This window comes from Arthrobacter gyeryongensis (assembly GCF_039543785.1).
Taxonomy (GTDB): Bacteria; Actinomycetota; Actinomycetes; order Actinomycetales; family Micrococcaceae; genus Arthrobacter; species Arthrobacter gyeryongensis.
Genome location: NZ_BAABKK010000001.1, coordinates 63,425 through 86,655, shown reverse-complemented (window position 1 = coordinate 86,655; position 23,231 = coordinate 63,425). Strand labels below are relative to the sequence as shown.

General features: G+C 64.8%; 20 protein-coding genes. 13 read left to right on the top strand and 7 right to left on the bottom strand.

The genetic code is table 11. The annotated features are described in order from the left end of the window. Positions 1-4: 4 nt before the first annotated feature. Positions 5-1,090 (bottom strand): NAD(P)H-dependent flavin oxidoreductase, encoded by a 1,086-nt coding sequence (locus ABEA18_RS00430; protein ID WP_345446753.1) that lies wholly within the window; start codon positions 1,088-1,090, stop codon positions 5-7. Positions 1,091-1,099: 9 nt separating this feature from the next. After that, complete coding sequence (locus ABEA18_RS00425; RefSeq protein WP_345446750.1) at positions 1,100-1,618, bottom strand: DinB family protein; 519 nt, start codon at positions 1,616-1,618, stop codon at positions 1,100-1,102. Positions 1,619-1,743: 125 nt separating this feature from the next. On the opposite strand from ABEA18_RS00425, the gene ABEA18_RS00420 reads away from it, so the two are divergent. Then, positions 1,744-2,124 (top strand): VOC family protein, encoded by a 381-nt coding sequence (locus ABEA18_RS00420; RefSeq protein ID WP_345446747.1) that lies wholly within the window; start codon positions 1,744-1,746, stop codon positions 2,122-2,124. A gap of 41 nt (positions 2,125-2,165) precedes the next feature. Here the strand turns inward: ABEA18_RS00420 and ABEA18_RS00415 are convergent, their stop codons facing one another. Next, positions 2,166-4,703 (bottom strand): DNA gyrase/topoisomerase IV subunit A, encoded by a 2,538-nt coding sequence (locus tag ABEA18_RS00415; protein ID WP_345446744.1) that lies wholly within the window; start codon positions 4,701-4,703, stop codon positions 2,166-2,168. 54 nt (positions 4,704-4,757) lie between these two features. Here ABEA18_RS00415 and ABEA18_RS00410 point away from each other — a divergent pair, with 54 nt between their 5' ends. From ABEA18_RS00410 to ABEA18_RS00395, 4 genes are all read left to right on the top strand, one after another. After that, positions 4,758-7,451 (top strand): bifunctional acetate--CoA ligase family protein/GNAT family N-acetyltransferase, encoded by a 2,694-nt coding sequence (locus tag ABEA18_RS00410; protein WP_345446741.1) that lies wholly within the window; start codon positions 4,758-4,760, stop codon positions 7,449-7,451. A 67-nt stretch (positions 7,452-7,518) separates the two neighbouring features. Beyond that, positions 7,519-8,247: a DUF5998 family protein gene (locus ABEA18_RS00405; RefSeq protein ID WP_345446738.1), complete on the top strand. Its 729-nt coding sequence runs from the start codon at positions 7,519-7,521 to the stop codon at positions 8,245-8,247. Then, a complete protein-coding gene (locus ABEA18_RS00400) occupies positions 8,247-9,476 on the top strand; it encodes an alkaline phosphatase family protein (protein WP_345446735.1) in 1,230 nt (409 codons plus the stop codon). The genes ABEA18_RS00405 and ABEA18_RS00400 overlap by 1 nt, the downstream gene beginning before the upstream one ends. Next, positions 9,469-10,185, top strand: a complete 717-nt coding sequence (locus ABEA18_RS00395; RefSeq protein WP_345446732.1) for a thymidine kinase — start codon at positions 9,469-9,471, stop codon at positions 10,183-10,185. Before ABEA18_RS00400 ends, ABEA18_RS00395 begins: the two co-directional genes overlap by 8 nt. Before the next feature lie 23 nt (positions 10,186-10,208). On the opposite strand, the gene sepH is transcribed toward ABEA18_RS00395, so the two are convergent. Next, positions 10,209-11,579, bottom strand: a complete 1,371-nt coding sequence (gene sepH / locus ABEA18_RS00390) for a septation protein SepH (RefSeq protein WP_345446729.1) — start codon at positions 11,577-11,579, stop codon at positions 10,209-10,211. 283 nt (positions 11,580-11,862) lie between these two features. Between sepH and ABEA18_RS00385 the strand changes: the two genes are divergently transcribed. Then, positions 11,863-12,162: a DUF4193 domain-containing protein gene (locus ABEA18_RS00385; protein WP_059389107.1), complete on the top strand. Its 300-nt coding sequence runs from the start codon at positions 11,863-11,865 to the stop codon at positions 12,160-12,162. On the opposite strand, the gene ABEA18_RS00380 is transcribed toward ABEA18_RS00385, so the two are convergent. Next, on the bottom strand, positions 12,159-12,659 hold the full coding sequence (locus ABEA18_RS00380) for a DUF3093 domain-containing protein (protein WP_345446725.1): 501 nt from the start codon (positions 12,657-12,659) through the stop codon (positions 12,159-12,161). The genes ABEA18_RS00385 and ABEA18_RS00380 overlap by 4 nt on opposite strands. 131 nt (positions 12,660-12,790) lie before the next feature. On the opposite strand from ABEA18_RS00380, the gene dut reads away from it, so the two are divergent. The 4 genes from dut to ABEA18_RS00360 all read left to right on the top strand — a co-directional run bounded on the left by dut (position 12,791) and on the right by ABEA18_RS00360 (position 15,295). Beyond that, positions 12,791-13,303 (top strand): dUTP diphosphatase, encoded by a 513-nt coding sequence (dut, locus tag ABEA18_RS00375; protein ID WP_345446722.1) that lies wholly within the window; start codon positions 12,791-12,793, stop codon positions 13,301-13,303. A gap of 111 nt (positions 13,304-13,414) precedes the next feature. Beyond that, complete coding sequence (locus ABEA18_RS00370; protein WP_345446719.1) at positions 13,415-14,164, top strand: DUF3710 domain-containing protein; 750 nt, start codon at positions 13,415-13,417, stop codon at positions 14,162-14,164. After that, a complete protein-coding gene (locus tag ABEA18_RS00365) occupies positions 14,157-14,510 on the top strand; it encodes a hypothetical protein (protein WP_345446716.1) in 354 nt (117 codons plus the stop codon). Before ABEA18_RS00370 ends, ABEA18_RS00365 begins: the two co-directional genes overlap by 8 nt. Beyond that, a complete protein-coding gene (locus ABEA18_RS00360; protein WP_345446713.1) occupies positions 14,507-15,295 on the top strand; it encodes a DUF3159 domain-containing protein in 789 nt (262 codons plus the stop codon). Before ABEA18_RS00365 ends, ABEA18_RS00360 begins: the two co-directional genes overlap by 4 nt. On the opposite strand, the gene ABEA18_RS00355 is transcribed toward ABEA18_RS00360, so the two are convergent. Together ABEA18_RS00355 and ABEA18_RS00350 are read right to left on the bottom strand one after the other, a co-directional pair. After that, positions 15,265-15,996 carry a potassium channel family protein gene (locus ABEA18_RS00355; protein WP_236817048.1) on the bottom strand — a complete coding sequence of 244 codons (732 nt, stop codon included), beginning with the start codon at positions 15,994-15,996 and terminating at the stop codon, positions 15,265-15,267. The two genes, ABEA18_RS00360 and ABEA18_RS00355, sit on opposite strands and share 31 nt — an antisense overlap. Further along, positions 15,993-16,667 (bottom strand): potassium channel family protein, encoded by a 675-nt coding sequence (locus ABEA18_RS00350; protein WP_345446703.1) that lies wholly within the window; start codon positions 16,665-16,667, stop codon positions 15,993-15,995. The genes ABEA18_RS00355 and ABEA18_RS00350 overlap by 4 nt, the downstream gene beginning before the upstream one ends. A 110-nt stretch (positions 16,668-16,777) precedes the next feature. Here ABEA18_RS00350 and ABEA18_RS00345 point away from each other — a divergent pair, with 110 nt between their 5' ends. From ABEA18_RS00345 to ABEA18_RS00335, 3 genes are all read left to right on the top strand, one after another. Continuing rightward, positions 16,778-18,751: an APC family permease gene (locus tag ABEA18_RS00345; protein ID WP_345446700.1), complete on the top strand. Its 1,974-nt coding sequence runs from the start codon at positions 16,778-16,780 to the stop codon at positions 18,749-18,751. Further along, a complete protein-coding gene (locus tag ABEA18_RS00340) occupies positions 18,751-20,148 on the top strand; it encodes a class I SAM-dependent RNA methyltransferase (RefSeq protein WP_345446697.1) in 1,398 nt (465 codons plus the stop codon). The genes ABEA18_RS00345 and ABEA18_RS00340 overlap by 1 nt, the downstream gene beginning before the upstream one ends. A 140-nt stretch (positions 20,149-20,288) precedes the next feature. Then, entirely contained in the window at positions 20,289-23,120 is a 2,832-nt protein-coding gene (locus ABEA18_RS00335) for an aconitate hydratase (protein ID WP_345446694.1), read from the top strand. The last annotated feature ends 111 nt before the right edge of the window (positions 23,121-23,231 follow it).

Here is a 23,231-nt window from a genome sequence, read left to right as displayed (position 1 = left end):
GAAGTTACGTTTGTCCGAGCCGCCCGAAGATCGAGTCCACAGACTCGACGATATTGTCCACGAGTTTCCGTGCGTCGTCCTCCCTGATGAGCGGGGTCGATTGGCCTGCCCACAGGGACATCAGGCCCGGGATTCCCTGTGCCGCCGCGGCGGGCCGGAACTTGCCGGTCAGCCAGTTCTGGATCGGGAATGGGGCATGCTTGGCAGGATCGGCGAGCTCCGCGATGATCCTATTGGGGATGCCGCGAGCCAAGCGGCCGCTGAGGGCACGGGTCAGGACCGTGTGGGCGGCGCCCGGTCCGCGCATCGCGGCCAGGTGCGCCGGACTAATGGCTGACTGCCGCGTGGCCAGGAAGGCCGAACCGATCTGGACGGCGTCCGCGCCCAGCGCCAACGCGGCAGCGACTCCACGGCCATCCGAGATACCGCCTGCGGCGATGACCGGAACCGGGACGGCATCCACCACCTGGGGTACCAGGGCCATGGTCCCGACGAGCGAGTCCTCCGGGGCGCGCAGGAAGGAAACCCGGTGTCCGCCGGCCTCCATCCCCGTGGCAACGATGGCGTCAACGCCGCCGGAGGCCAGGGCCACGGCTTCGTCAACAGTGGTTGCCGTACCCGCCACCACGATGCCGTTCCTGTGGGCCTCCTCGATGACGGCCCCGGACGGAACACCGAACACGAAGCTCAGCACGGCCGGCCGGGCCTCGATGGCCGCTTGGATCTGTTCCTGCAGATCGGGCAGGTAGGCGTCCGGTTGCGCGGGTGGTTCCACGCCCACCAGCTCGAAATACGGCCGGAGGATGTCCACGTAGGCAGCGAACTGCCGGGCGTCCGGGCGCGGAGGATCTTCGCCCTCGATGGGGAGCCAAAGATTCAGCGCGAAAGGTTTCGCGGTTGCCTCCCTGAGTTCGCGGGCCGTGGCGTCAATCCGCTCCGCATCGTAGCCGTAGAGGCCGTAGGAACCCAGCCCGCCGGCCTCGCTGACCGTGGCCGCCAGCTCCACCGATGACAGTCCACCGAACGGTCCGAGGACGATGGGCAAGTCAATGTTGAAGAGGCGGGTTGCCCGCGTTTCTTTCCACGACATCTCAGCCGCCTAGCCGTCCACGTCGTGCAGGTGATGGACGACGTCGTGCAGGAAGTACTGGGCAAACGTCAGCACGGTGAACGTCGAGCCGTTGCTGCGCACCCCTGTGCGGGGCCACTCATCTTCGTGGACAGCGGCGAAGGAGTTGGCAATCTGGGTGCCCTCGGCGGCCAGCTGCGCAGCCACTTCCGCGGGGTCCGCATTGGCATAGTCGCCGTCGATCGCGGCTTTGTCCTGGTCCCAATTGGCGAAGTGGGCATCGTCCTCCCGCAGCATCAAGTTCAGGCGCTGGTCGAAGAGGCTGAAGACATCCCGCACGTGGCAGGCATACTCCAGGGGCGACCACGTGTGTTCATCCGGGCGCGCGGAGGCGTCTTCCCGGCGCAGAACGGACCGCCAACGCGGCAGCATGTTCAGGACTGTCCCCGGGACGGTGGACGGGGTCACAGTGGCGGCGTCGAAGCCGCATTCGGGACAGGGCGTCGACAGGACCCAGGTCCAGTCCTTGTCATCGGGAATGATCGGCATGGCAGTAGTCTAGGGCTCGAATTCCTGATCCGGTCACACCGCCCGTAGAGCGGCCCGTTCCAGCCCTGATCAGCCCGATCAGGAGTAAAGTTAGGTGCTGGGGAAGCCTGGAAAGTGAAACTGCCATGCTAAAGGATCTAAACGTCGCCGGCGTGCTCCCTGCCAGCGATATCGCCCGCGCACGCGACTTCTACCGCGACAAGCTCGGCCTCGAACCGGATAACCCTGAGGCCACAGACAACCTGATGTACAAGTGCGCCAACGGCACAGCCTTCCTGCTCTACGAGACGCCCAACGCCGGGACGGCGAAGAACACCCAGCTGGGATTCCAGAGCACGGACCTGGACCAGGACATGGCCGACCTCAGGGAACGCGGAGTCGTCTTCGAAGACTACGACTTCCCGGGCCTGAAGACTGAAAACGGCGTAGCCACCATGCCGAGCGGAGAACGGGGAGCCTGGTTCCTCGATTCGGAAGGAAACATCCTCAGTATCGCCACGATGTAGCCCAGCGCAGCCGGGACGTAGCCTTCAACGGTTACGTCGCGTCAATTTTCCCCGGCGTTTCCTTCTTCCCAGGCCATGCTCGCACCGATGGCATCCACGGGCTGGGAGAGGGGAACGCCGGAGCCGTCACGGCGGCCGTGTTCTTGCGGGAGGGCACGGGCAACGCCGGCGCTGGATGACGCCTTCGCCGGACCATGGCCCGCCCACCCGAGCAGGAGCGTGTCTTCACCCTTGAGGAAACGGTGCGCCCGCACGCCTCCCGTGGCCCGGCCCTTGGCCGGGTACTCCTCGAACGGGGTGATCTTCGCCGTGCCCGGAGCGGTTCCCGGCAGCGCACCGTTGCTGCCCGCAATCGTCACGACGACGGCGGCAGGGTCGTTGGCGCGCACCGTGCCGAAGTGGATGACTTCGTCTCCGTCTCCAAGCTTGATGCCCGCCATGCCGCCCGCGGTACGGCCCTGCGGCCGAACGGCAGAGGCGCTGAAACGCAGGAGCTGCGCAAGCCGGGTCACGAAGACGAGGTCGACGCCGTCGTCAGGCGCGGGCTCCACGCCCACCACGGTGTCCTTGTCCTTGAGGGCAATGATTTCCCAGTCCTCGCGGTTCAACGGGTAGTCAGGCTGGACACGCTTGACCACGCCCTGTGCCGTTCCGATGGCCAACACGGCATCCAGCGGGACGAACGCCACGAGGGTTTCGCCCTTCAGCAGGGTGATGAAGTCCTTTGCCGCGACGCCCCCGGCAAGATTGGGCAGGCCGGACATGGGCGGCAGCGCCGGCATGTCCATGACCTGTACCCGGAGCATGCGGCCCTGTGAGGTGACCGCGCCGATTTCGCCGCGCGCGGTCGTCTTGACCACGGAGCGGTAGACATCATGCTTGCTCCGCGGGCCTGCTTCGGCCAGCGGCTCCTGGTTGGAGGTCCGTGCGATCTGGCCCGAGGCGCTGAGGATTGCCCAGCAAGGGTCATCGGGGATTTCGAGCGGGAGTGCGGCGGCCTTGCCCTTGCCGGCCGGGACAGCTGCTGCGAGCGCCGCGGCGACGGTGGGGGATACTGCCTCGGACTCGAGGAGAACCGTGCGTCGCGGGGTGCCGTACTTCTCGGCCACTTCGGCCAATTCCCCGGACACCAGTCCGCGCAGGAGCACGTCGGACGCCAGGATCGCTTCGAGTTCGGCGATCTCCCGGCGCAGTTCTTCCTGCTCTTTTTCGAGTTCGATGCGCGAATACTTGGTCAGTTGGCGCAGGCGGAGTTCCAGGATGTAGTTGGCCTGGATCTCGGACAGGTCGTAGATGGACATCAGCCGTTCGCGCGCCGCCGATGCCTCGTCCGAGGAGCGGATGATCTGGATGACCTCGTCGATATCGACGATCGCGATCAAGAGGCCCTCCACCAGGTGGAGACGGTCCTTCTTCTTTCCCAGGCGGAAGGCCGTGCGACGGCGTACGACCGATATGCGGTGGCCGACGTAGACCTGCAGGAGCTGGAGCAAGCCCAAGGTCTGCGGCTGCCCATCCACCAGGGTCACATTGTTGATGCCGAAGGAGTCTTCCATCGGGGTGAAGCGGTAGAGCTGCTGCAGCACGGCGTTGGGGTTGAAGCCGTTCTTGATCTCGATCACGAGCCGTAGTCCGTGCTTGCGGTCAGTGAGGTCCATGACATCGCTGATGCCCGTCAGCTTTTTGGCGTTGACGGCATCCTTGATCTTCTCGATGACCTTTTCCGGACCCACCATGTAGGGGAGTTCGGTCACCACCAGGCCGGTGCGGCGCGCGGTCAGCTGCTCGATCTCCACCTTTGCGCGGGTCTTGAACGAACCGCGTCCCGTGGCATAGGCATCACGGATGCCGTCCAGACCAACGATCCTGCCGCCTGTGGGCAAGTCAGGGCCGGGCACGAAGCGCATGACATCTTCCAGCGTGGCGTCCGGATTGGCGATGAGGTGCCGGGCGGCCGCGATGACTTCCACGAGGTTGTGGGGAGCCATGTTGGTGGCCATGCCGACTGCAATGCCCGTGGTGCCGTTGACGAGCAAATTAGGGAAGGCCGAGGGCAGGACGTCCGGCTGGGTCAGCTGGTTGTCGTAGTTGGGGACGAAGTCCACCACGTCTTCGTCGAGGTTCTCGGTCATCGTCATCGCAGCCGCGGCGAGCCGGGCTTCCGTGTAACGCGGTGCTGCCGGGCCGTCGTCGAGCGAACCGAAGTTGCCGTGCCCGTCAATCAGGGGCAGGCGCAGCGAGAAGTCCTGTGCCATGCGCACCATGGCGTCATAGATGGCGGTATCACCGTGGGGGTGCAGCTTTCCCATGACTTCGCCCACCACGCGGGCGCTCTTCACATGCCCGCGGTCCGGGCGCAGGCCCATGTCGCTCATCATGTACAGGATGCGTCGCTGGACGGGTTTGAGGCCGTCGCGCGCATCGGGGAGAGCGCGCGAATAGATCACCGAATACGCGTACTCCAGGAAGGAGCCTTCCATCTCGGAAGTGACGTCGATATCGATGATGTTCTCGGTGAAGTCCCCGTCGACGGCGGCCGAGGCCGCGTTTGCGCGGGAGGGACTTTGGCTGCGTGCCATGGAGTCGGTGGATCCTTAAACGTGTACTGCGGAAGACTTAGCTAGGCTAAGCCTATGGTGGATCAGCCCGGCGCCGGCGTATATCCGGAATATTGGGAGGCCGATGTCGTGCTTCGCGACGGCGGAACAGCCCACTTGAGACCTATTTCACCCGGGGATGCTGACGCCCTCCAGGCTTTCCACGCCGCGCAGTCCGAGACTTCGATTTACATGCGGTTCTTCTCTTTCAAGCCGAGACTCTCCAGCAAGGAACTACACCGCTTCACCGAAGTGGACCACAAGGACCGGGTGGCGTTCGTCATCACTATCGGCGGAGAGATCGTGGGCGTCGGCCGCTACGACCGGCTCGAGGACCCCACGGAGGCCGAAGTGGCCTTCAATATTTCCGATGCCCAGCAGGGCCGGGGGATCGGTTCCATCCTGCTCGAACACTTGGCCGCGGCTGCCCGGGAGAACGGCATCCGCCGCTTCACGGCCGAGGTCCTGCCGGAGAACCGCAAAATGCTCCGGGTCTTTGCAGATGCCGGCTACGAGCTCGCGCGCAAATTCGACGACGGCGTCGTGAGTGTTGAATTCAACATCGACCCCACCGAAAAGTCCTTGGCCGTCATGGAATCGCGGGAACACCGCGCGGAGGCCCGCAGCGTACGGGACTTGCTGGCGCCGTCGTCGATCGCGGTGGTGGGCGCCAGCCGCCGGTGGGGGACCGTAGGGCACCAGTTTCTTGAGCACATCCTGGACGGTGGCTTCACCGGCGCGGTCTATGCGGTCAACCCCGAGGCATTCGAGGTGGCCGGCATGAAGTCCTTCGCCCGGATCGCCGACGTCCCCGGGCCGGTGCAGCTCGCCATCATCGCGGTTCCCTACGAGGAAGTGCCGAAAGTCGTGGATGAGTGCGGGGCGGCCGGTGTCAAGGGCCTGGTGGTCGCCACAGCCGGCTACGCGGACGACGGCGAGCGGGGGCTGCGGAAGCAGCGCGAGCTGGTGCGCCAGGCCAGGTCCTATGGGATGCGCGTGATAGGCCCCGAGTCGTTGGGGATCGTGAACACGAATCCGGAGGTTTCGCTCAACGCGTCGATGGCCCCGAGCCTTCCGCGACGCGGGGGATTGGGGCTGTTTTCGCAGTCCGCGGCCATCGGGGTGTCCGTCTACGCTGCGGCGAGCCGCAGGGGCCTGGGCCTTTCCTCGTTCCTGTCCGCCGGCAACCGCGCCGATATCTCCGGAAACGACGTCATGCAGTTCTGGGAAGACGATCCCGATACCGTCGCCGTCGGGCTCTACCTGGAGTCAATCGGCAATCCCCGCAAGTTCTCCCGACTCGCCCGCCGCTTGTCGCGCAGCAAACCGGTCATCGTTGCCAAATCGGATGTCACCGGGCTGCGCCTTCCGCCGGGGCATGTCGTCAGGACCACGCTGGCCCCTGTGGCGGCCCTGGACGCGATGATGCGCCAAGCCGGCGTCATCGCCGTCGAAACCATCGAACAGCTCATGGATGTGGCGCAAATCGTTTCCAGCCAGCCCTTGCCCAAGGGCCCGGCGCTCGCCGTCTACAGCAATTCCGCGGCCTTCGGGAAGGTCGTGGCGGACAATGCGGCGCCCCAGGGACTCGTCGTCGACAGGATCGTCACCGACGTGGACCTGGACGCGGGGATGTCCGCATCGCGGGAAGGGCTGCGGCGCAGCCTCCGGAAGAACCTCGCCGACGATTCCGTGCATGCGGTGGTGGCGGCCATGGTGCCGTCCCGCAGCCTCACAATGGAAGCGATCGCAGGAGTGCTCGCCGAATGCGCGGCAGAGGCCGGCAAGCCCGTCGTGGCTGCTTTCACCGGGATCCTCGACACTTCCGTGCAGCTGGATGGGTTGCTCGCCCCAAACGGGGAGTCCGGACCCGCACTTCCTTGCTACTCCAGCGCGGGCAGCGCGGTGGCGGCCTTGGCGGCCGTGGTCCGTTACGCGAAGTGGCTGGACCGGGACCAAGGCATGTTCACCGAGCCTCCTGGTTGCGACCGCGAGGGTACCCGCGAACACATCGAGCGGCTCCTGTCTTCCGTCCCGGGCGAGCAATTGGTACGGCTCGACGACGGCGAAGCGGCCGCGCTGCTGTCCCGCTACGGCATCCCGGTGGTGCCCTCAGCTGTGTTCGAGAGCGACGACGAAGCGGTAGCCGCTGCCGAAAGACTCGGCTGGCCGGTGGTACTCAAGACGACGGATCCCGCCCTCCGGCACCGCCTGGACCTGGGAGGCGTGCGGCTGGACATCGAGGATCCAGACTCGCTGCGGCGCAACATCGCGCAGATGCGTCGCGCCCTCGAACCCTACGGTTCAGCGGCGATAGAGGTGCAGGCCATGGTTTCCGTGGGACAGGCCTGCACGTTCCGGGCCATCGAGGATCCGCTCTTGGGGCCCGTGGTCTCTTTTGGTTTGGCGGGAGATGCCGTGAACCTCCTGGACGATTGGGCGCACCGCGTGCCCCCCCTGTCCTCCACCGATCTCCACGACTTCATCAGGGCGCCCCGGGCTTCCCTGAAACTGTTTGGCTACCAAGGGCTGCCTGCGGTGGACGTGGCGGCCCTCGAAGGCCTGGGAGCACGGCTGGTCCGACTCAAGGACGAACACCCGGGGATTGCCCTGGTGGAGTTCAATCCCGTCCTGGCCGGGACCCGGGGCGTCAAAATCCTTGCCGCCGAAGTCTGGATTGGCAACGCCGCACAGCGCACGGACAGTGCCCGCCGTGCGATGCTCGGCTGAGCTGGCAGTTGCCCGTCGGAAGGCCGGACGGTTATGAAGTCCCCAGCCGATCTGTGAAAATGGGGGAATGAGCTCGAAGTCCCCGACGCCTCCGTCCGGTCCGGCTACCACCGGGCACCATGCAGCACACAACCACAGCTCGCAGGGGCAGAGCCTGGACCAAGCACTTCAACGGGCGGGTTTCTATCCTGTCCTTGTTGCCGATGTTGTGGCCGACGCCTTGGACGGGCGCGACTGCCTTTCGCACCTGGTGCATTTGGAAACGCATTTCGACCGTGCCGAGGTCCGGCGGCACATCACGGTCCTGGTCCTCACCGAGGACATGCTGGTGATCACCCACGTCGACGACCAGCAGCTTGACGAAGCCGGCGAGCAGATCGTCGCCCAGATTTCGACCGAGTCCGTGCCCGTGGCGCAAATCCGCTCGGTGGTCCTGAGCTACATGTATGCGCAGCCGCAGAACTACACTCCAAGCGACCCCGTCAGGGAACTGACCCTGTCCATTGCCTGGTCAGGAGGCCAGCGCCTGGATGTGGGACCCGCGAGCTGCGGCGATCCCCAGTGCGAAGCCGACCATGGTTACACGGGCACCATCTCGCAGGAGGACATCGTGCTGCGGATCAGCTCCGAGGCCGACGGACCCAGGGCTGTCCAGGACGCGAAGGTCTTCGCCCGCGCGTTGCGGGCTGTGAACACAGGCGCTCCCGGGCCCTCGGTCCACCCCGGTACCATCTCCGCTCCGCGACTGCGCTCGGGCGTCTTCGGCAACAGGCTGAGCCGAGGGCACCAGCGCTGATGGCGACGTCGGAACCCGTCGCCCAGGAAACCGTCCGCGTTTCCAGCGCCGTCCCTGAGCTTCCCGGCGCGCCCCTGTATGGCAGCAAGTCGATCGCCGAGGTCTTCACCAGCGCCGCGGCGAGCATGGGCCTGCCCGGCTTTGAAAACAAGCTTCACTTGCCTTCAACGCAACGCGTGTGCGTTGTTCTCGCTGATGGCCTGGGGCGCAATCTCCTGAAGCAGAAGGCCGCCCATACTCCGTTTCTGAGGTCAATTGCGAACTCGGGACAGGGGGCCGTCCCGGTGTGGCTTGATTCGGCTTTTCCTTCCACCACGGCATCGTCCTTGGCCAGCCTTGGAACCGGCCGCACGCCCGGTGAACACGGCATGGTGGGCTATGACGTCCTGGATCCTGACCAGGACAAGGTAGTCAACCTGCTCGGCAATTGGGACGCTGGAGTCGATCCCCTGCGCTGGCAGCCGTTCCCGACAATTTTCGAACGCGTGGCTGCTGACGCCGACGTCGTCACAGTGAGCCTGCCCCAGTTCGGCGCGTCGCCGATGACCCGTGCGGCGCTCCGGGGAAGCCGGTTCGTGGGCGGCACCTCGCTCCACGCCCGGACCGCAGCGGCGGGTGAGGAGATGGCCGCGGGAACCGCCTCGCTCATGTACTTCTACGTCAACGAGCTGGACAAAGCCGGGCACCGCTACGGCTGCGAGTCCGATCGCTGGGAGCACCAGCTTGAAGAAATCGATTCAACGGTCAAAAGGCTCTCTGCCTCATTGCCCGCCGGGACAACCATCCTGCTCACCGGCGACCATGGAATGCTCGACGTTCCCGAGTCGCAGCGCATCGACTACTCCGCCGATCCTGCCCTTATCGCCGGGGTCCGGCACACGGCAGGGGAGCCGCGCATGGTCCACCTGTACCTCGAGCCCGACGCCGGAGAGCATCACCGGAAAGCCCTGTTGGATGCCTGGCGCGCCCGCTTCGGCGACCGGATCTGGGCCTTCACCCGCGAGCAGGCCCTTGACGCCGGACTCTTCGGTGTTTTCCGACCGGAGGTTTCCCCCCGGATCGGGGACGTCATGATCGCCGCCCGGGACACTTTGGCGCTCTATGACGTCCGCCGCGTCCGTCCGACTGCCTTAGAGGTAGTGGGGCAGCATGGTTCGCTGACCAGGGCCGAGCGCGAAGTTCCGCTGCTTTGTTTCCAAGCCGGAGGTCCCAAGGGCCGCCGTGGCTGAGCTTATCTTCTTCTCGGGGACCATGGACTGCGGCAAGTCCACCCTTGCTTTGCAGATGGACTACAACCACCGTGCACGCGGCCGGGGCGGTGTCCGCTTCAGTTGCAACGACCGCGCCGGCGGTTCCGTCATCTCCAGCCGGCTCGGGCTCCAGACGGACGCCGTCGAAGTCGTTGACACCACCGATTTCTGGGACGAAGTGGTCCGGCGCCGGACCACGGGCCTAAAAGTGGACTACCTGATCTGTGACGAAGCCCAGTTCTACTCGCCAGGGCAAGTGGAACAGCTGGCGCGCGTGGTTGATGAGATGGGCGTAGACGTGTTCGCCTTCGGAATCACATCGGACTTCCGCACGCGGCTGTTCCCCGGATCCCAGCGTTTCGTAGAGCTCGCGGACAGGGTCCAGGTCCTGCAGGTCGAAGCGCTCTGTTGGTGCGGACGCCGGGCAACACACAATGCGCGGACCGTGGACGGCATCATGGTGGTCGAAGGCGAGCAGGTCGTAGTGGGAGACGTTGCCAGGGAGGCCGGCCAGGCGGAGGCTATCCCGGAGCAAGTCGACGTGTCGCACCCGGTCGTCGGATACGAGACCCTATGCCGCAGGCACTACATGCGCAGGGTCACGGCCCACGGAGCCAACCTGATGGCGAGCCGGGATCAGTTGCTGCCGTTCGACGTCGACGCTTGCCTTTGGCACGGCGTCAGCTGAAGCCGCAACGAACTGAAAGCCGCCTAGTCTCCGCGCGTCCCGAAGACGATTTCATCCCAGCTGGGAATACTGGAGCGCTTGGGCCGTGACGGCTGGCGTTCGGCCGCCCCCGCGTCGGAAGCTTCCTCATCTTTCTGCCCGTCACGGCTGGCCCGCGGCTCTTCGCGTTCCCTCCGGGGAGCCCCGCCGAGCAGTTCGTCCAAGCCCGCCCGCGGTGACGCTGCCCCAGGGGTTCGTCCCTCGTCCTGCCCGGTCTGCCCGTCGTCGTCGTTCCTGCCGCGCAGCATGGTCACGGGGCGCAGGGCGCCGGGGATCACCGTGATTTCCCGGGTATCCGTGCTGACGCCGTCGTGAAGATGGAGGGAGTCGTCGTCCTTGTCCTCATGCTTCGGGGCGAGGCTCAGCCGCGACAGCATGGATGCACGCGCGTCACGGCGGCTGGGGGCGGGTTCGGCTTCAAGCTGCTCGTCCGTGTCTGGGTCGGCCGGCTCGTTGTCAGCTGTTTCGCTGTCCGCAAGTCCGTCTTCGACATCGCCCGGCCGCGGATGCGCAGCCGGGACGCCGCTGCTTAGAAGCAGCGCCAAAGCGTCGTCGCTGTCTTCGTCAAGTCCCAGCCTCTGTCCGCGACGTGAGCGCAGCATGTCAAGGAGCCCATCGGCTTCCTTGGTGGCAGCGGCTGCGGCCGCACGGGCGGCGGTCCCGGCGTCGGCCTCAAAGTCAAAGGGCCGGTCGGAGACGGCCGCGAGTCGCCGGGCCGGTACAGGCCCATCGAGGGGTTCGAGTTCGCTGAGCTGCTGGGCCCAGCGGTTGGCATTCTGGATGGATTTGCGGGCGGGATGGAAGGTCCACATGGCAGGTGGCTCTTCGCCGATGCTTTCCAGGCTGGCCGGCTTGGTTTCGAAGCGCGCGACGACGGTCCACGTGCCATCGATCCGGCGCCAGGAATCCCATTCCACAGTAGAGGAATCGATCCCGTGGGCCCTGAGCCGGTGTGCAACCATTTCGCCCAGGCTCGCGGGTTCGTCGCCGAACGCCGCGCGGTAGGTGTCCTGACCGGGGGCCGGGGCAGCGACTTCGACTTTGCGGGCTTGCTGGGCGATGTACTCGCGCTCGGCAAGTACCGGACCCTCATAACGTTGCACGTTGGCGAGCGGCAGCCCTGACAGCTCCGCCACCTCAGAGGCCGTAGCGCCGCTGCGGATGCGCGACTGAATGTCACGCGGGGACATGGCGACGGGCGTGATGGAAGCACGTGCGGCCACCTGGGCAGGTGTCCGGCTCGCTGCAACCCGCAACGCCTCATCAATCGGAAGCTGGAACATCTCGCCGCCGGTACCGCTCAACAGAAGATGTCCGCCGTCGTCGTGGACGCCAACCAGCCGTAGATCCCGCATAAAATCCTCCACCATGGCCTATCTGACATTCGAAACTCTGCCACCCGGTACGGCCTTTTCCTACTAGGACAAAGGGCGCGCCGCGATATTCCGCGATTTCCCGCGTTCCCTGCGACGGCGATCGGAACCGGGGTATGGACATTCGAGTCTTCCGGGAGGACAATCTGCCCGATATCGGGCACAAAAATGCGGCCCGCTGCGTTACATCCTTAGACCGGAGCAGGTTCCGGTCGACCGGACCGCAAGCCCTGCGTGACGTACAAGGGAGAACGAAGAAGGGACCATGGCAACGGACTACGATGCCCCTCGGAAGACCGAAGAAGACACCGAGGACTCGATCGAGGAACTCAAGTCGCATCGCACCGAGAAACAGTCATCATCGGCTGTTGACATCGATGAGACTGACCTTGCGGACGCCTACGAGCTCCCCGGGGCGGACTTGTCTGGCGAAGAGCTGCTGGTCCGCGTCCTGCCTCCGCAGCCGGACGAATTTACTTGCTTCAATTGCTTCCTCGTCAAACACCGGTCCCAGATTGCGCGGGAGAAGGACGGGCACCTTTACTGCAAGGAATGCGAAAGCTAGCCTCGGGAGGCCTGCTTGGACAGCGCTGCCAGAAGTTCTTCGGGGCGGCGCGTGGACGTGAGCCAGTACGGGGTGCGGTCCGCCGGGTCGGTGATTTCAATGCGCACCACGGGATCTATCCAGCCGCGGAGGCAAAGGAACGCGAGTCCGTGGAGGCGGGTTCCGCGCTCCGCGGTGGCCTCGTCCTTGCGGTAAGCGGTGACGGCGCCGACAAACTCGCGCTGGATGGTGGCGCGTCCCACCTGGACGGTGTCCCGGTCCACCACGATCGCTGGAGTGGACAACACCAGCATGGTGGTCATAATCGCGAAGAGGACCAGTGCGGCGATAATCCCCGCGGTGATGCTGATCGGTGCAAACATCAGGATGCCCGCGGCGGACAAGCCGACCACCACAATCCAGATCCAGGGGGAAGGCCAGAGCTTTTCCGTGAACAGGACGCCCGTTCCACTCGAGGAATGGTGCGGCACGGGTACGGAAGCAGTCGATTCAGGCATGCCACCAGCTTATCGGGACTGTGACCCCGGGAATTAACGCTCCCTGGCCCTGTGACTGGCCTGTGACCGACGTGCGACCGACATGCGGCCGCAACCGGGGAAGCTGTCCGTGGGCGATAGAATATGTGACTGTGAGCCACGAGACAGCAGTAGCCAACCCAGCAGACACCTCCGCCGAATACGGTGCGCCGACCCTTCAGGTCCAACTGAAAATGCTCGACGCCGGTTTGGAAGCACCGTCATACGCCCACCCTGGCGACGCCGGCGCTGACTTGCGGGCCCGTGCGGACGTATCGCTCGCTCCGGGAGAGCGGAAGCTTGTTCCCACGGGCGTCTCGATCGCGCTGCCGAACGGCTTTGTCGCACTGATCCACCCCCGATCAGGGCTGGCAACCAAGCATGGACTCACCGTGGTCAACGCTCCCGGGACAGTTGATGCCGGCTACCGAGGTGAAATTTCCGTGACGCTTTTGAATACCGACCAAAACCACGCAATCGAACTCAAGCGCGGCGATAGAATTGCTCAAATGGTGATCCAGCGCGTCGAGTATGCGCAGTTCGTTTCCGTGGAGGAGTTGTCCGACACCTCGCGCGGCGCCGGCGGCTTTGGATCTACCGGAGGCTTCGCGCCGGCCGTGAGCTAGCAACAACCCTCGACAATCGGCGCTGCATGGAGCTGATTGCCATGCTGCCCGCGAGTTGACGGGCAGTCTGCGGTTTACTGGGGGATAGACCACTACTAAGGAGACAACCCGATGCTTTTTGGGCGCGGAAAGAAGTCCAAGGCTGAGCAGCCGAAAGACAACGGTACTGAGCAGGCCAATGCCGCGACGACGCGGCAGGACTCCGGCCCGGTAGCCGGCGGAGCCGCCAAGGGCGACTTCCGCTTGTCCAAGGGGCCATTGGATGCCAGCGAAATTGATAGCCAGGACGGCTATGTGGATCTTGGCGCCCTGCTGATCGAGCCTTCCGAAGGCCTTCAATTGCGCCTCGAAGTAGAAGAGGCAACCCAGCGGGTAGTGGCGGTCACCATGGACCTGGACGGCTCGAGCCTCCAGCTCCAGGCGTTTGCCGCTCCACGTTCCGAAGGGCTCTGGGACGAGATCCGCGAGCAAATCGGCCAGTCCGTGTCCAGCCAAGGAGGCGAAGTCGAGGAGATCGTCGGCACCTTCGGCACCGAACTCGTCGCCAAGCTTCCTGCCGAATCCGCCGACGGCGGACGTGGCTTCCGGGCTGCCCGGTTCATGGGAGTCGATGGACCCCGCTGGTTCCTTCGTGGCGTCATCGGGGGCAACGCCGCATTGGATAAGAAGGCGGCCGAAGGACTGGAGAACCTCTTCCGCAAGGTTGTGGTCATTCGCGGAGACAACCCCATGCCGCCCCGTGAGCTGCTTCAGCTGAAGCTGCCCAAGGACGCTGTAGCCTCCGGGCAGCACGAGGCTCCCCACGAAGCGCCAGAGCTTCAGCAACCCGAGCGCGGCCCGGAGATCACCCAGATTGGCTGATAAAGCGGCGCGTCCCGCTGCCGCCCATGGCGGTCCGGCGTCCGTGCCCCTCACTGAACTCCCCGTCCGGGGACGGGTCGACTGCACGGGATTCATCGAGTCGGTGACCTACCAGCCCGCCAACGAACAAGCGCACTTCTCGGCGATCGTCGTCGACCGGATTGCGCACAGGGGCGACACAGGTCCGTTGACCCGACTCCGCGTCATCTGGCTCGGGCGCCGCAAAGTGCCCGGTATCGAACCTGGGACTGTCCTGCGGCTCGAAGGCATGGTCACGCCGCGGGACGGGATGCCCACCATGTTCAATCCGCGCTATGAAATCCTCTCCCGGCAGGAGCACCAATGAGCGTCGCCAACGGATCCGGCCCCCACGAAAAACCAGCGCAGGAAAATCCCGGCTCGGAGGAGTCCCTGCAGGGCACACAGGGGCCGAGCATCGCGGACATCGCCGCCGGGTACGCCGAAAAGGCCGGACTCCAACGCAACAGCCACGGGCACGTGGACATCCTCAAATCCGCCGGGGGTGTTCAGGGGATAGCCGAGAGCACCGTGCCCGGCCTCGTCTTCCTGATCGCTTTCATGGTCACACGCGACCTTCCGGCGTCCCTGATTGCCTCCCTCGCGGCTGCAGCCGTCTTCACCGTGGTCCGGCTGGTCCAGCGGCGCCCGCTGACCCAGGCGCTTGCCGGGATCGCCGGCGTCGCCATCTCCGCTTGGCTCGCGAACACCACTGGCAAGGCCGAGGATTTCTACGTTCTGGGTTTCTACACGAATATCGCCTACATCGTGGGAATGGTGCTGTCGATCCTGCTCAAGTGGCCCATCGCCGGCCTGCTGTTCGGATTCGTCCGCAACGAGGGCTTCGAATGGCGGAAGAACCCGGAGCGCCTGCGGGCATACGCCATCGGCACGTGGGTGGTCATTGCCGTGCTGGCACTGCGTCTTGTGGTCCAGGTTCCGCTGTATTTCATGGGCGAACCGGGTCTGGCCGCCCTCGCCACCATGAGGCTGATCATGGGGGCTCCGCTATACATCCTGGGTCTCTGGATTGCCTGGCTCCTGACCCGGCCGCTGCCGGGCCAGAAGCCGAACCGCGATCCTCAGCCGTCGAAACCGTCGTCGTCGGACTGATCCGAAAACTCTTCCTCGACGTCAGCTGAACCGTGGTCCGCGGCGCTCGGGGACAGCAAGGCCCTGAGGCCGTCTTCGGCCACAATGGTCGTGACGAAGAACAGTTCGTCGCCGCCGTCGATCACGTCGTCGCGGCTCGGCGTGATGGGAGCATGGTCCCGGAGGATCGCCACCAGGGTGGCGTCGTCGGGCCATTCGATGCCGCCCACGGTGCTGCCGATGATGTGCGAGTCGTGGGGAACCGTGAATTCGACCAGCGAGGACACACCGGTCTGCAAGGTCAGCAAGCGGACGAGGTCACCGATTTCCACGGCCTCCTCGACGAGCGCCGTCATGAGCTGCGGGGTATTGACTGCGACGTCGACGCCCCAGGAATCGTTGAACATCCAGTCGTTCTTGGGATTGTTGACCCGTCCCACCGTGCGGCCCACGCCGAATTCGGTCTTGGCCAGCAAGGACACCACAAGGTTGACTTTGTCGTCGCCGGTCGCGGACACGACGACGTCGGCCCCTTCCAGTTTCGCTTCCTGCAGCGTGCTCAATTCGCACGCATCGCCCACCAGCCAGCGCGCGCCCCGGAGGCCGCTGCGCCCGATGACCTCGGGCTTGAGGTCGATCAGCATGATCTCGTGTTTGTGGGCAAGCAATTCACGCGCGATGGATGAACCGACGCTGCCTGCGCCGACAATAACGACTTTCACTCATACTCCTTGACGGGTGCGCTGGAAAGGATGCGCGCCACCTCGGCGCTGCGGTCCAGGTTTAACATGGCGTGCACTGTGTCGCCCTCCTGGTACGCCGTTCCGGCCTGGGGCAGGACGCCTTCGCCAAAACGGGTAAGGAATGCGACACGGATTCCGGACGCTGCTTCGATGGCGGTCAAGGGGTGCCCGATCCAGCCTTGGTCAAGGTCCACTTCGGACAAAACCAGCCGGCCGGAGGGTTCACGGTAGTCTCCTGCCAAGTGCTGCTCGGGCAGGATCCGGCGCAGGACCTGGTCCGCGCTCCAACGCACGGCGGCCACTGTGGGGATGCCAAGGCGCTGGTAGATTTCGGCGCGGCCGGGATCGTAGATGCGGGCAACAACATGCGAAACATGGAAAGTCTCACGGGCTACCCGGGTAGCGAGGATATTCGAATTGTCACCGCTGGAGACGGCGGCGAAGGCGTACGCCTCCTCGCAACCTGCCTGCTTGAGGGTGTCCCGGTCGAAGCCGACGCCCGTGACTTTCCTGCCGGTGAATCCGCTGCGCAAGCGGCGGAAGGCACGGTCGTCCTGGTCGATGATTGCCACCGAATGGCCGGCGTCTTCCAAGGTGTGCGCCAAAGTTGCGCCAACTCGTCCGCAACCCATGATCACAAAGTGAGCCACGGTTTCTCCTTCACTCTTATGCTTGCCGCTCGCTAAGACTCTACCGGGGCAAGTCGCGGAAGCCAGTCCGCCGTCATGACATCGCGTTCGATTCAGAGTAGCTTTGCGGAGTGCTGACAATTCTCAACGCCGCGAAGCGGGTGTTGGTGGGGCGGCCGTTCCGGAACGACCGCCTGGCCCACACCCTGCTTCCCAAGCGCATTGCGCTGCCGATTTTCGCTTCGGATGCCCTGTCCTCCGTGGCGTACGCCCCAGACGAAATCCTGCTGACCCTGGCCCTCGCGGGCGTGAGCGCCGTGGCCATTTCGCCGCTCGTAGGCCTCGCGGTCATGGTGGTCTTGCTCACGGTTGTTGCCTCGTACCGGCAGAACGTCCACGCCTACCCTTCAGGTGGCGGCGACTACGAAATCGCCAACGTCAATCTGGGGAAGTTCGCGGGCCTGACGGTCGCTGCCGCTTTGTTGGTGGACTACGTACTCACCGTCGCCGTGTCGATGTCCTCCGCGGCGGCGTACCTGACCACGGCGATCCCCTCGCTGCATGGGCAGCAGGCGCTCATCGCCACAGTCGGCGTCGTTGTCCTGGCACTCGTGAACCTGCGCGGAATCAAGGAAGCGGGCAGTGTCTTCGCGGTTCCCACCTACATCTTCATGTTCTCCATCCTGGGCATGACGGCTGTCGGTATCTTCCAGGCGGCCACAGGCCAACTCGGCCAGGCTCCCTCGGCAGCCTTCACGATCGTCCCGCAAGAGGGATTCGACCAGGGACTCGTGGGCCTGGCAGGGGCGTTCCTGCTCCTCAGGGCGTTCTCCTCCGGCGCAGCCGCCCTGACCGGTGTGGAGGCCATCAGCAACGGCGTGCCGAACTTCAAGAAGCCCAAAAGCAAGAACGCGGCCACCACGCTGATGCTGCTCGGAGTCATCGCCTCGGCCATGCTCGCCGGCATCATCTACCTTGCCAATGCCACCAAGGTCCACATCGTGCTGGATCCGGCCAAGGAATTCCTCCTGCATGGCCAACCGCTCCCGGACGACTACATCCAGAACCCCGCCATCAGCCAGATTGCACAGACGATCTTCGGCCCCGGGTCCATCCCGTTCTACGTTGTTGTCGCCGCCACAGGCGTCATCCTCGTCTTCGCCTCCAACACGGCATTCAACGGATTCCCGGTCCTGGGGTCGATCCTCGCCCAGGACGGCTACCTTCCCCGCCAGCTTCGGACCCGCGGAGACCGCCTGGCCTTCAGCAACGGCGTCCTCGCCCTTGCTGCCGGGGCCTTGGTCCTCATCATTTCCTTCAACGCCGATGTCACCAAGCTCATCCAGCTATACATCGTCGGTGTCTTCATTTCCTTCACAATGAGCCAGCTGGGCATGGTGCGTCACTGGGGCAGGGAACTCAAACTTGCGCAGGACAAGGCCGTCCGCCTCAGGATCGTGAAGTCCCGCACCATCAACGGGCTCGGCTTCGCCATGACGGCGCTGGTGCTGACCATCGTGCTGATCACAAAGTTCGAGCAGGGCGCCTGGATCGCCCTTCTGGCGATGTTCGTCCTGTTCCTCATCATGTGGAGCATCCGCGCCCATTACGACAATGTGGCCAAGGAACTTGCCGTTGACGAGGATTCTTCCCCGCGTGCATTGCCTACCCGGGTCCATGCCGTGCTGTTGGTGTCCCACGTCCGCAAACCGGTGCTGCGCGCCCTCGCCTACGCCCGGGCATCGAGGCCGTCCCGGCTGGACGCGATCATCGTCGACATCGACCATGAGGAAACGGCGCACACTGTCGAGGCCTGGGACAAGCTGGACATCCCGGTCCCGTTGACTGTCTTGGCGAGCCCGTACAGGGAAACCGTCACGCCTATCCTGGACTACGTCAAGAACATGCGCCGCGATTCCCCGCGCGACCTGATCGTCGTCTACATCCCGGAGTACGTCGTCGGGAAGTGGTGGGAACAGCTCGTCCACAACCAGACCGCCTTGCGCATCAAGGCCCGGCTCCACTTTGAGCCCGGCGTCATGGTGGCCAGCGTCCCATGGCAATTGAAGTCCTCCGAAGAAGCAAAGGCATTGCAGGATACCTGATGACCCACCCCAGCAACACCGAATCCAGCTCGCCCACGGCCCAGGACGGAGCTGCCACGGAGCTGGTGGTGGACGTCGGCCCCATCGCCCATGGCGGCCACTTTGTCGCACGGCACGAAGGCCGGGTCATTTTTGTCCGGCACGGCATCCCGGGGGAGAAGGTCCGGGTCAGGCTGACCGACTCGGGGGAGTCTTCGCGGTTCTGGCGTGCCGACGTCGTCGATGTCTTGGAAGCATCAGATGACCGGACACGCCATTTCTGGCCGCTCGCCGACTCACTTGCCGCTTGGCGCAAGGGCGGTCCGCCCGTGGGCGGCGCCGAGCTCGGGCACGTAACACTGGAACGGCAGCGTCTTCTCAAAGCCGAAGTCCTCGCCGAGCAGCTCAAGCGGCTCGCCGGGCTCGAACTCAATGTCGAAGTCGAGCCGGCCGCCGCCGGCGACCCGCGCTCCAACAGCGTCGCAGGTTCCGACGGCGAGACAGGGCTCGGCTGGCGGACCCGTGCCAGCTTCGCCGTCACCCCCGGTGGCCGTCTGGGGATGCACGCCCACCGCTCCGACGTCGTGATTCCGGTTCACGAGATGCCCTTGGCGCTGCCCGGCATCAACGATTTGCGGCTCTGGGACATCGATCTGCGGGGGATTTCGCGGGTCGAAGTGGCCGCGCCTGCCAACGGATCACGTCCGCTCGTCCTTCTCGCCCCGGAAGCGGGTACCGACGCCCGGCGCCTCAACCGGATCCTGGGCCAGCTCCCGCATGAGGTCTCAGTGGCAAGCTTCGACCCCGTCGGCGGAGACGTCCTGCAGCTTCGCGGCAGGACGTGGGTCCAGGAATCGGCTGCCGGTCACCAATACCGCGTGACGGGAGAAGGGTTCTGGCAGATCCATAAGGATGCGCCCGCGACCCTGGTGGGGGCAGTGACGCGATTCCTGCACGACGGCGGTTACCTCCTTCCAGGATCGGCCGTCGCCGATCTTTACGCGGGAGCCGGATTGTTTACGGCGCCCTTGGCGGATGCCGTGGGGATCACCGGTTCGGTATTGTCCGTCGAAGGATCGCCCGGGACCAGCCGGGATGCCCGCAAGAATCTGCACGGCGAGACCCAGGTGGAAATAGTCCAGGGCAGGGTGGAACGTGTCCTCCGGCAGCGTCTGCGAAGCTTCGATGCTTTGGTGATCGACCCGCCGCGGGCCGGTGCGGGCAAAGCGGTGGTCAGCCAGCTCATCGAGTCGGGGCCGCGGGCAATCGCCTATGTGTCGTGTGATCCGGCGTCCTTCGCGCGTGATCTGGGGTACTTCCGGAACGGCGGATGGCGTCTTGAATCCCTCCGGGCCTTCGACCTGTATCCGCACACACATCACCTTGAGACCGTTGCGTTGCTGGTGCCGGCGGCGTAGCCGCCACTACGATGGTGGAGAAGTCCTACGTCGCGCTTCACTTCTCCAGCCGGCCGCACGATGCTCAGATTAGGCTTGCCTAACTAGCTAGCGGTCAACCACGCGACAAAGATGAAAGCTGTTGCGAGAGGAGTCCTGCCATGAGCACTGTGGACAGCTTCGGTTCCAAAGGCGTACTGAATGTAGCCGGCACCGATTATGAAATTTTCCGGTTGAACTCCGTTGAGGGCGCAGACCGCCTTCCGTTCAGCCTTAAGGTATTGCTTGAAAACCTCCTGCGGACGGAAGATGGCGCCAATATCACGGCCGACCACGTCCGCGCCCTGGCTGGCTGGGATCCAAATGCCCAGCCGGACACCGAGATCCAGTTCACCCCGGCCCGGGTCATCATGCAGGACTTCACCGGGGTTCCCTGCGTGGTTGACCTTGCCACCATGCGTGAAGCCATCAAGGACCTCGGCGGCGACCCCAAGCGCGTCAACCCGCTGGCTCCAGCTGAGATGGTCATCGACCACTCCGTGCAGATCGACGCCTTCGGCAACTCCGGCGCCCTTGAGCGCAACATGGAGATCGAATACCAGCGCAACGGCGAGCGTTACCAGTTCCTGCGCTGGGGCCAGACTGCTTTCGACGACTTCAAGGTTGTTCCCCCGGGAACCGGCATCGTCCACCAGGTCAACATCGAATACCTGGCACGCACCGTCATGACCCGCGAAGTTGACGGCGTCCTGCGCGCCTACCCTGACACCTGCGTCGGTACGGACTCCCACACCACCATGGTCAACGGACTGGGCGTACTGGGCTGGGGCGTGGGCGGCATCGAAGCCGAGGCTGCGATGCTGGGCCAGCCCGTCTCCATGCTCATCCCGCGCGTCGTCGGCTTCAAGCTCACGGGTTCCATCCCCGCGGGCGCTACCGCCACGGACGTCGTCCTGACCATCACCGAGCAGTTGCGCAACCACGGTGTGGTCGGCAAGTTCGTGGAGTTCTACGGCGAAGGCGTTGCGGCTGTGCCGCTGGCCAACCGCGCCACCATCGGCAACATGAGCCCGGAGTTCGGTTCCACGGCAGCGATGTTCCCGATCGACGACGTCACGCTCGACTACCTGCGCCTCACCGGCCGCTCCGATCAGAACGTCGCCTTGGTCGAGGCCTACGCTAAGGAACAGGGCCTCTGGCACGATCCCTCGCACGAGATCAAGTTCTCCGAGTACCTCGAGCTCGACCTGTCCACGGTTGTTCCCTCCATCTCGGGTCCGAAGCGTCCTCAGGACCGGATCATCCTCACGGAGTCCAAGGCCCAGTTCCGCGAGGACCTGCGCAACTACGTGAAGGAAGACCTGGCCGACGGAAGCCTCGACGAAGCGATCGACGAGAGCTTCCCGGCCTCCGATTCGCCGTCGTTCACGGCCTCAACGACGCACCTGGCCGACGTAGCGCCGCACGCACACGGCCCGAAGTCCAACGGTCGTCCGTCGAACAAGGTGAGCGTCACAACAGCTGACGGCCGCGAATTCGAACTGGACCACGGTGCAGTTTCGATCGCTTCGATCACCTCCTGCACCAACACGTCCAACCCTTCCGTGATGCTGGCTGCCGCGCTGCTCGCCCGTAACGCCGTCGACAAGGGCCTCGCCTCCAAGCCGTGGGTCAAGACCTCGGTCGCTCCCGGCTCCAAGGTTGTCACCGACTACTACGAGAAGTCCGGCCTGACTCCCTACCTGGAGAAGCTCGGCTTCTACATCGTGGGCTACGGCTGCGCGACGTGCATCGGCAACTCCGGACCGCTCGACGCCGAAATCTCGGAGGCCGTCCAGGCAAACGACCTTTCCGTTACGGCTGTCCTCTCCGGCAACCGCAACTTCGAAGGCCGCATCAACCCGGACGTCAAGATGAACTACCTGGCCTCGCCGCCGTTGGTCATCGCCTACGCCCTGGCCGGAACCATGGACTTCGACTTCGACGCTGATGCGCTGGGCCAGGACCAGGACGGCAACGACGTCTTCTTGAAGGACATCTGGCCGAACCCTGTCGAGGTCCAGAAAGTCATCGATTCCTCGATCGACAAGGAAATGTTCGCCCGCGGTTACGAGGGCGTCTTCGACGGCGACGACCGCTGGAAGGCGCTCGAGACCCCGGCCGGCGACACCTTCGCCTGGGACGCCAAGTCCACGTATGTGCGGAAGCCCCCGTACTTCGAAGGCATGAAGGCGCAGCCGGAACCGGTAACGGACATCGCCGGCGCCCGCGTGCTGCTGAAGCTCGGCGATTCCGTCACCACCGACCACATCTCCCCGGCCGGTTCCTTCAAGTCGGACACCCCGGCAGGCCAGTACCTTCTGGCCAACGGTGTGGAGCGCAAGGACTTCAACTCCTACGGTTCACGCCGTGGCAACCACGAGGTCATGATCCGCGGAACGTTCGCGAACATCCGCATCAAGAACCAGTTGCTCGCTGACTTCAACGACGGTGCGGGCGTCGAGGGTGGGTTCACCCGCGACTTCACCCAGGCGGACGGCCCCCAGGCCTACGTCTACGACGCTGCCCAGAACTACCAGGCAGCAGGCACCCCGCTGGTGGTCCTTGCAGGCAAGGAGTACGGCTCCGGCTCGTCCCGTGACTGGGCTGCCAAGGGAACCGCGCTTCTGGGCGTGAAAGCTGTCGTCGCCGAAAGCTACGAGCGCATCCACCGCTCCAACCTCATCGGCATGGGCGTCCTCCCGCTGCAGTACCCGGCGGGCGAGTCCGCTGCGTCCCTGGGCCTTGTTGGCACGGAAACGTTCTCCGTCGAGGGCGTCACCGAGCTGAACAACGGCACGACGCCGAGGACGCTCAAGGTCACCGCAACGGCAGAGGACGGCACCACCAAGTCCTTCGATGCCGTGCTGCGCATCGATACCCCGGGCGAAGCGGACTACTACCGCAACGGCGGCATCCTGCAGTACGTTTTGCGCCAAATCTCGGCACACTAGCGAGAACTCCGCCTGAGCCACAAGGCAACAGCTACAGCCCCGGCTGGTCATCGACCGGCCGGGGCTGTAGCCTTTCCTGCGGCTTGGTGCCGGCCAAGGCGTTAGAGTTGT

Excerpts from the sequence above, each read along its gene's own strand:
- ABEA18_RS00430 (WP_345446753.1), bottom strand. The coding sequence starts at position 1,090 with ATGTCGTGGAAAGAAACGCGGGCAACCCGCCTCTTCAACATTGACTTG.
- ABEA18_RS00425 (WP_345446750.1), bottom strand. The coding sequence starts at position 1,618 with ATGCCGATCATTCCCGATGACAAGGACTGGACCTGGGTCCTGTCGACG.
- ABEA18_RS00420 (WP_345446747.1), top strand. The coding sequence starts at position 1,744 with ATGCTAAAGGATCTAAACGTCGCCGGCGTGCTCCCTGCCAGCGATATC.
- ABEA18_RS00415 (WP_345446744.1), bottom strand. The coding sequence starts at position 4,703 with ATGGCACGCAGCCAAAGTCCCTCCCGCGCAAACGCGGCCTCGGCCGCC.
- ABEA18_RS00410 (WP_345446741.1), top strand. The coding sequence starts at position 4,758 with ATGGTGGATCAGCCCGGCGCCGGCGTATATCCGGAATATTGGGAGGCC.
- ABEA18_RS00405 (WP_345446738.1), top strand. The coding sequence starts at position 7,519 with ATGAGCTCGAAGTCCCCGACGCCTCCGTCCGGTCCGGCTACCACCGGG.
- ABEA18_RS00400 (WP_345446735.1), top strand. The coding sequence starts at position 8,247 with ATGGCGACGTCGGAACCCGTCGCCCAGGAAACCGTCCGCGTTTCCAGC.
- sepH (WP_345446729.1), bottom strand. The coding sequence starts at position 11,579 with ATGCGGGATCTACGGCTGGTTGGCGTCCACGACGACGGCGGACATCTT.
- ABEA18_RS00385 (WP_059389107.1), top strand. The coding sequence starts at position 11,863 with ATGGCAACGGACTACGATGCCCCTCGGAAGACCGAAGAAGACACCGAG.
- ABEA18_RS00380 (WP_345446725.1), bottom strand. The coding sequence starts at position 12,659 with ATGCCTGAATCGACTGCTTCCGTACCCGTGCCGCACCATTCCTCGAGT.
- ABEA18_RS00370 (WP_345446719.1), top strand. The coding sequence starts at position 13,415 with ATGCTTTTTGGGCGCGGAAAGAAGTCCAAGGCTGAGCAGCCGAAAGAC.
- ABEA18_RS00360 (WP_345446713.1), top strand. The coding sequence starts at position 14,507 with ATGAGCGTCGCCAACGGATCCGGCCCCCACGAAAAACCAGCGCAGGAA.
- ABEA18_RS00340 (WP_345446697.1), top strand. The coding sequence starts at position 18,751 with ATGACCCACCCCAGCAACACCGAATCCAGCTCGCCCACGGCCCAGGAC.
- ABEA18_RS00335 (WP_345446694.1), top strand. The coding sequence starts at position 20,289 with ATGAGCACTGTGGACAGCTTCGGTTCCAAAGGCGTACTGAATGTAGCC.